This window comes from Microcystis sp. LE19-195.1E (genome assembly GCF_027532095.1).
GTDB lineage: Bacteria > Cyanobacteriota > Cyanobacteriia > Cyanobacteriales > Microcystaceae > Microcystis > Microcystis aeruginosa.
The window spans coordinates 1-7,414 of the sequence record NZ_JAPZSZ010000179.1 but is presented as its reverse complement, the minus strand read 5'-3'; the positions used below and the strand labels follow the sequence as shown (position 1 = coordinate 7,414).

Genomic DNA, 7,414 nt, shown 5'->3' with positions numbered 1-7,414 from the left:
TCACGCTTGGGTAACACTACCCAATTCCATCGCCCTATTATTTACTCTCTGGATGATTCCCGCCACCTTGGTCGATAATTTCCTCAAACCGATCTTAATGGGGCGCGGCCTGCCCATTCCCATGGTGGTGATTCTGCTCGGGGTGTTCGGGGGAGTGATCGCCTACGGGATTATTGGTTTATTCGTCGGGCCGGTTCTGCTCGGTCTCTGCTACGAGTTAGTTAGGGCTTGGATTGGCGAGGATAGCGCCGAACCAGTGGTAAATAGCCATGATCAGCCAATCTAAGGGCCGATAGCTGACTGACGGACACAAGTGGGTCAAAACCTGACAAGACAAGGGTTGCCAAAAAGAAAAAGCTCTGGGTAGATAGGGAAAAAGCAAGAATCCCTACAAGATGAAAACCGAGAACAGAATCTTCTCCCAAGTTTATTCCTATCTAGAACAAGGAAGCCGATTTGTGGATAAAAGACATTTAACCGTCCTCAGTTGGATGGTGACAGCCCTACTCAGTAGTCAAAGTCTCAATCAAGCCAGATGGGAACCCTTTGTACAAAGCAGAGCCGAACAAGCCAATAGTTATCAGAGACGGTGGAATCGCTTTTGCCAGAATGGAAGAGTAGCGGTGGAAAAGATATACATCCCCTTAATATTGAAAGCCATCGAGACTTGGAAGGAGAAGGGGGAAAGACTGTATCTAGCAATAGATACCACTCTGTTGTGGAATCAATACTGCTTTGTCTATCTAGCGGTGGTCTGCGGGGGGAGAGCCGTCCCCTTGATGTGGATGGGATTAGAACCTGGTAGTGCCAGCCTAGCTTTTGAGAAATACGAACCCTTGTTGGACAGAGCCAAAGGCTATCTTCAGGGCTTTGAGAATGTCATGCTGTTAGCCGACCGAGGCTTTGCCAATCAGCAATTAATTCAATGGCTCAGGAAAAATACTTGGCATTGGTGTCTTCGCTTACCTTGCGATACCCTCATTTACGGTGTTCGCCGTCGGGGTTTTGGCTATGAGGTCAGAGAACTCTATCCTCCCAAACGGCAAGCCTGCTTTTATCGCAACGTTCAAGTCTGGCAGGAGGCTAGAATCACTGCTCATCTTGCTTTAGCCTCCGTTCCAGGGGTTAAGGATAATTGGGCAATTCTGAGCGATGAACCTCCTACCCTTGACACCTTCTGGCAGTATGGTCTTCGTTTTCCCATTGAACATCTCTTTCAAGGGCAGTAAATCGGGCGTTTTTGACTGGGAACATTCTCGTGTTCGCTCTGCTGCTTGTTTAGAACGTCTCTATCTCATTGTTGCCATTTCTATTCTCTTTGCTACTTTAACTGGCATGGCGGTTCAACAATCTGGCTCTCGCCGTCAGGTTGATGCTCATTTTCGGCGTGGTTTGAGTTATTTGAAAATTGGTTTACGTTGGCTGGCGGGAGTTGTTCATAAGGCGCGTCCCTTCTTGCGACTTGACCACTTATTTTCTGTTGACCCTTTTCCCTGTTTTGCTTCTCGCAAAGCTCGTCAGGATTATTATGGCAAAATTACCTTTTCTTTTATTCAGGAGTTTGAGGCTTTCACATAACAGTACTTGTCTTTGTATTGAAAAATGTGTCCGTCAGTCAGGGCCGATAGAGCTAATTTTTACCTTAATCTTTCTAGGGAACTTGGGAAAAAAAGACTAATTTAGTCACGGTTCGGGTTAAGTAGATTGAGGTAAAAGTCGGTCTATCTAAAGGGAAGATTTCTTCGGTTAGTGACAGTAAGCAATCAAACCGCAGAAAACGTTAAAGCAAAAATTAACCGGACTGAGGTGAGGAGAATGTTCAATTTAAGCAATAGGTAGTGACTCGAATATGGTCGTTGGTTTATTGTAAGAAGATAAAGGTGTATATTGGGCTGATAATTAATAAAAAAATAAGGAAAATCGTGATTTATATTTAGAGTATATAAGTCATCAATCAGACCCAAAAATATAGAAAATCTCACTATTTGTTGAGCTAAAATTGATTTAGTTTACTGCAAATATTGCCAATTTATCCACGATCGCTTTTACTTTTGATATTCTGATGGGAGAATGAAACAGCCCTAGGGTTGGGGGGGTGTTGCCCCTTGCAAGAGTGCAAGAGTGCCTCATCTCAACAAGCAATTTAAATGCACGGGCAGCTTATACCATTTTTCTAAAGTAATGGCAGAGATGGTTAATTCCCCTCACCCCGAACCCCTCTCCCAGAAAGGGAGAGGAGGATACCTGCCACGAATAAAGAAAAATGGTATGAGTGGTTACAACATTGCTGTCGCTACACCAGTGGTAGTGATCTAGATTGAGAGATCATTCAAGTTTGCAGGCAGTAGGAGACTCTTCTCCTGCTGTGACTGGGGGGTAAATACAGAAACGAAAATTCTCTCTAAATCTACTCAAATTTCCTTAAACCTTCTAACTCCATCTAGCTAGATGGTTAAAATAAGTAGGTTTTAGGGGTTTGTAACTACCGAGGTAAAGAAAAAAGGTGGTAGAATGTGGATCATGACTTACGAAGAACAAGCCAACAGAATTAAAGCATTAGAGAAGGAAAATCAATCTGTGCGGGAAAAGATAGCCGAGCTTGAGAGGAATGCCGAGCAATAGGAAACGCGCGCAGCGCATCGACTCGGGTTGACGGCGAAACAGAAGGGGAAAAAGGGCAAGAACTTCACCTTAACAAGTTTCGACTGTGACGCTCGAACCTTCCGCTTTGTCGAGAAAGATGGGACGATTACCGTTAGTACCACGGGGAAAAGAGCGACTCCCCCGCTAACCCTACGGGTGTAACGGGGGCATCCTGCCGACATTCAAGGTGACAAGGGCAATTCTTGTCGGAGGGCAGATAAAAGTTTATGCGGATGGCGAGACTCGAACTCGCAAGGCGTAAGCCACACGCCCCTCAAACGTGCGTGTCTACCAGTTCCACCACATCCGCTTGATTTTAGCCTAACCACTATAGCACAGAAAAAAAATAATCTGCAAGCAACTTTTAAAAATTACTGCCGCACAACTTTCGCACCACCTGAGTTAGTACGGATAAACCTTTTAGGGAACCTTGAATCAAATGGAAGGCCGGGATGGGACGGATTAACATTTGTCGAGCTAGGGGCAATGGTAGCAGCTGACCTTGATTATCAATTGCCGGGGCTAAATCGGGTAAATCCTGCGTCACCTCGTCGCTAATCACGCGCACAATTGCCACTTTTTGCCCCGATAAAGCCGCTAAAATCCTTGCTCCTTCCATATCGACCACCTCATAGCCCCCCTGTCCTAAACGTCGTTTTTCCTCGGACTGGCTAATCAGGCGATCGCTGGTTAAACCTTTAACGAGGCTATATCCGGTTAATTGGGCGATTTCTGCGGTTATTTCTGGTTCGCACTGCCAATAATTCCCCTTTTCTAGGCCACAACCTTGATAGATTACGCCATCTCCGACTCGATAGCGATCGCTGAGACTGCCCGCTAATCCCATCAGCACAATTTTTCCTTTGAGCTTATTAAGAAATTCTAGAGATAGCTTAGAGACTGGGGAACTGTCGAGGAATTCTGGAGCACCAAGGTTAATCGGGATAATTTGCGGGGCTAAATCGCCGATGTTTCTTAATCCTCGACGGATTGAGCTATGCTCGGCCCCCCGGGGAACGAGAATAATATCTTCAGGTGTGAGCATGAAATTTTTGAGAAAGTTTCCTAATTAGTCCCTTGAGATGTTATAAACAATAATAGTGAACTAATTAGGAATAATTCTTAAGTAAATAGCCCCGCCACTGACTGGGCGATTGTCTTTCCCACCATGAAAAAGTCTGTCATTCTGCGTTTATCCGAGGTTAACAAGCGTTTTCCCGCTTCTACTAATCTAGCTGTCGATAATATCAGTTTTAGTTTAACAGAGGGCGAAATTCTCGGATTATTGGGTCCGTCGGGCTGCGGTAAAACCACTCTACTCCGGATGATTGCGGGATTTGAAAAACCATCTCAAGGAGTGATTGAATTGGGAGGGCGAATAGTTGCCGACGAAAAAACCTTTATTCCCCCGGAAAAACGCAATACGGGCATGGTTTTTCAGGATTACGCTCTTTTTCCCCATTTAACCATTGCTGAAAATATCGCCTTCGGGTTAAAAAATTCTGGGGAGAAATTATCGACCAAAGCTATTAACGCTAGGGTGGCGGAAACTTTGGATTTAGTCGGACTGCAAGGACTACAAAAACGTTATCCCCATCAGCTATCGGGAGGACAACAGCAAAGAGTCGCCCTCGCCCGCGCTTTAGCCCCAAAACCCTCTTTAATCCTCTTAGATGAACCTTTAAGTAATCTCGATGTGCAGGTACGGCAACGGTTACGGCACGAGATCCGTCATATCCTGAAAGCGACCGGTATCTCGGCCATTTTTGTCACCCACGACCGGGAGGAAGCAATGGTGATCAGTGACACAATTGCAGTCATTTGTCAAGGAAAATTAGAACAAATTAACAATCCTGAAGCAATTTATAGTCATCCGGCCTCGCGATTTGTGGCCGAGTTTGTCACCCAAGCGAATTTTCTCCCCGCTAGACGGGAGGGGGAACAATGGCAAACCGAGATAGGAGTCTGGGAAATTGCCGATGGTCAAGATTTGGACAAAGGGGAATTGATGCTGAGAGAGGAAGATGTCAAAATTAAACCGGATGAGACGGGAGAGCTGGTTATTTGCGATCGCCAATTTTTAGGGCGGGAATACCGTTATTGTCTGCTAACGGCCACCGGCAGCCAAATCCACGCTAGAACAACGATTAACACCCAATTAGACATCGGTACAAAGGTAAAACTATCGATTATTCCCGATAGTGTCCGTGTATTTGCCGATTGATAACTGATACTAAATCCTGTTTAAGGGGTGTAGGGTGTGGGGTGTAGGGTGTGGGGTGTAGGGAGATTTTTTTCAGTAAAAAGGCAGCTCCGAGCTTATCGCTTAATACTATTGACTGAAAACTCACATCTGATAACTGATTACTGATAACTGATAACTGATCCAAGGCTGATGGCTAATATTGATATCGATCGCGATTTAGGACTAGGGTGGCATTTTTAGCGACAAAATCAATAATTTTTTTAGCCACATCAACACCGGTGGCCGCTTCTATTCCTTCCAAACCGGGAGAGGAATTCACCTCGATAACCACAGGCCCGTGATTGGACCGCAATAAGTCCACACCCGCAACCCGTAAACCCATAGCTTTAGTGGCCCGTATGGCCGTACTGCGTTCCTCCGGGGTTAATTTTACCTTTTCTGCCTTACCACCGCGGTGAAGATTAGAACGAAAATCCCCTTCGGCCCCCTGTCGCTTCATCGAGGCCACCACTTTTCCATCGATGACAAAACAGCGCAGATCTGCCCCACTGGCCTCTTTAATATATTCCTGTACTAGAATATTAGCTTCTAATTGCCGAAAAGCTTCAATAACTGACTTGGCTGCTTGATCGGTTTCCGCTAAGACTACCCCAATACCTTGGGTTCCTTCTAATAATTTAATCACTAGAGGGGTGCCGCCGACGGTTTCGATTAAACCATCGATATCTTGAGTTGCGTGGGCAATTCCCGTCACAGGTAAACCGATCCCTTCCCGAGCGAGGATTTGCAGACAACGCAATTTATCCCGCGACCGAGAAATTGCTTGCGAGTCGTTGGTGGTAAAAACATTCATCACCTCGAATTGTCGGACGACTGCGGTTCCATAGAAGGTTTTTGAGGCGGCAATGCGGGGAATAATTGCGTCGAAACTCTCCAAGGGTTTACCGTTATAGACAACCGTGGGTTTATGGGAGGTGATGTTCATGTAACAGCGCAAATAATTGATCACTCGTACCTCATGGCCTTGGGCTTCTCCCGCTTCTTTCAGTCGCTTGGTCGAGTAAAGAGAAGCGTCTTGCGATAAAATAGCGATTTTCATAAATTTTCGCTTAAATATTGCTTTTAAAACTGAATAGCTCGTTATTACCCCATATTGGCTTTTTTGGCCGGCAACTCATAAAATTTCTGCTCTCGATCGAAGTCCATCGATTATTATGGCGCTGACAGTTCCCCCTGAACAGTTAGGTTAATTCCCACATTCCGCACCCTCAACTGTCGCATAAGCTGTCCCCCTCCAGAGACTTGAGTAAAACCCACATTCCGCACCCTAAGTGTCACAACGTCTCAAAAGGGGAAGGGGCGTGAGTCAAAATACTTATCTAGAGGAGTGAGTTGGCGGCAAGCTGCCGCCAACTAAGCCGAAAATTTCAGGGTTCCCCCGTTTATTCTCAATAAGCACTGTTTATTGAGAATAAACGGGCAATCGGACTTAACATCTAGCGGGAGATGTTCGAGTTGCTCGCTTTGTTTTGTCACCCCTTGAAGTCAATCCATCTGGTCAAGATAAGAGATAATATTCCTGGCAAGGTTTGGGGAAAAATCTTAAAATGTTCCGCCTCTCATCCGTTAAGTTGCTAATCTTTTGACTGTCTTGAATACGGAGGAACAGGACAAAAATTGTAGAGAATGAAGAAAATTCCGATAATTGGACAAAGAAGGGTTAAGGATCAGATGACGAAGATGGTCAAAACCTAAGCGAAAAAGACTCTTAGCACGACGACCATGTTTCTTGAGCGGAATTGGATGAAGCTGATGAAGCCATAGGCCAGTCTTGAAAGACCAGACCAAAGCTAAAGTCAACAGAGCAAAAAGTTTACGCAGGCGATCGGGGTCAGTAAAGTGGGTCGATTGCAAGCAAAAACCACGAGTCTTGAAAATGCCAAAAAGGGTTTCAATACCCCAGCGCAGAGCGTAATCGCTGATAATTCCGACCGTATGTGGGGGAGCAATCACGACCAAGAGGTCTCCGTCGTCCAAACGCCAGGCTTCAACGGAGACGCGATAACCCCAAACCCGACAATCACCTTTGAGTTGTTGAGATTCTCCGAGCGCCAAGTGGGCGAAGACGACTTTGGCAAGCCTTGGCTTTTCCCTGCCGCTGAATCTTGTCAGTAGCTCGAATCCTTAACCGGAAAGACATAATATCTCTTGCATAAGTCTAGGCAAAATAGGATAAAATAGTCCAAGAGTTAAGATTGAAAGATGAATTACGAACAAGTAAAAACTTTAAAGCCAACAGAGTTCAAACGCTTGTGTGGCCTGTATCCAGATACATTTAAGGATATGGTAACAGTCCTAAAGGCAGAAAAAGTTTGGCAAAAAAAGACAGGTAGACCTAGCAAATTGAGTACGGAAGACCAACTACTAATAACATTAGAATATTGGCGAGAATATCGCACCTATTTTCATCGGGGAAATAGTTGGGGTGTTAACGAATCAACCGCGTATAGAATTGTTAGGAAAGTAGAGAATATTCTCATCAAATCAGGTCTGTTTAATCTACCG

8 protein-coding genes, 1 tRNA gene and 1 pseudogene are annotated in these 7,414 nt (G+C 45.2%); 5 read left to right on the top strand and 5 right to left on the bottom strand.

From position 1 onward, the window contains the following. The 3 genes from O9300_RS10425 to O9300_RS10415 all read left to right on the top strand — a co-directional run. A partial coding sequence (locus O9300_RS10425) for an AI-2E family transporter (protein ID WP_287971574.1) occupies nt 1–286 on the top strand: 286 nt, incomplete at its 5' end. A gap of 109 nt (nt 287–395) precedes the next feature. Then, the gene (locus O9300_RS10420) at nt 396–1,229 is read left to right on the top strand and encodes a transposase (protein ID WP_287971573.1); all 834 of its coding nucleotides are present in this window, start codon (nt 396–398) and stop codon (nt 1,227–1,229) included. Next, on the top strand, nt 1,204–1,578 hold the full coding sequence (locus O9300_RS10415; RefSeq protein ID WP_249267853.1) for a hypothetical protein: 375 nt from the start codon (nt 1,204–1,206) through the stop codon (nt 1,576–1,578). Before O9300_RS10420 ends, O9300_RS10415 begins: the two co-directional genes overlap by 26 nt. A gap of 1,293 nt (nt 1,579–2,871) precedes the next feature. Here the strand turns inward: O9300_RS10415 and O9300_RS10410 are convergent. Beyond that, nucleotides 2,872–2,953 (bottom strand) — tRNA-Leu (locus tag O9300_RS10410). 54 nt (nt 2,954–3,007) lie between these two features. Then, nucleotides 3,008–3,688: a nucleoside phosphorylase-I family protein gene (locus tag O9300_RS10405; RefSeq protein WP_079209442.1), complete on the bottom strand. Its 681-nt coding sequence runs from the start codon at nt 3,686–3,688 to the stop codon at nt 3,008–3,010. 123 nt (nt 3,689–3,811) lie between these two features. Here O9300_RS10405 and O9300_RS10400 point away from each other — a divergent pair, with 123 nt between their 5' ends. Next, on the top strand, nt 3,812–4,867 hold the full coding sequence (locus tag O9300_RS10400; protein WP_287971571.1) for an ABC transporter ATP-binding protein: 1,056 nt from the start codon (nt 3,812–3,814) through the stop codon (nt 4,865–4,867). Here O9300_RS10400 and O9300_RS10395 read toward each other — a convergent pair. From O9300_RS10395 to O9300_RS10385, 3 genes and pseudogenes are all read right to left on the bottom strand, one after another. Next, nucleotides 4,833–5,033, bottom strand: a complete 201-nt coding sequence (locus O9300_RS10395) for a hypothetical protein (RefSeq protein ID WP_287971569.1) — start codon at nt 5,031–5,033, stop codon at nt 4,833–4,835. The two genes, O9300_RS10400 and O9300_RS10395, sit on opposite strands and share 35 nt — an antisense overlap. 9 nt (nt 5,034–5,042) lie before the next feature. Then, the gene (gene rimK / locus O9300_RS10390) at nt 5,043–5,948 is read right to left on the bottom strand and encodes a 30S ribosomal protein S6--L-glutamate ligase (RefSeq protein WP_079209440.1); all 906 of its coding nucleotides are present in this window, start codon (nt 5,946–5,948) and stop codon (nt 5,043–5,045) included. Between the two features lie 527 nt (nt 5,949–6,475). Beyond that, a pseudogene (locus O9300_RS10385) lies at nt 6,476–7,052 on the bottom strand (transposase); the annotation flags it as partial. 59 nt (nt 7,053–7,111) lie between these two features. Here O9300_RS10385 and O9300_RS10380 point away from each other — a divergent pair. Continuing rightward, nucleotides 7,112–7,414: helix-turn-helix domain-containing protein (locus O9300_RS10380; RefSeq protein WP_287971567.1), on the top strand; the 303-nt coding region annotated here is incomplete at its 3' end.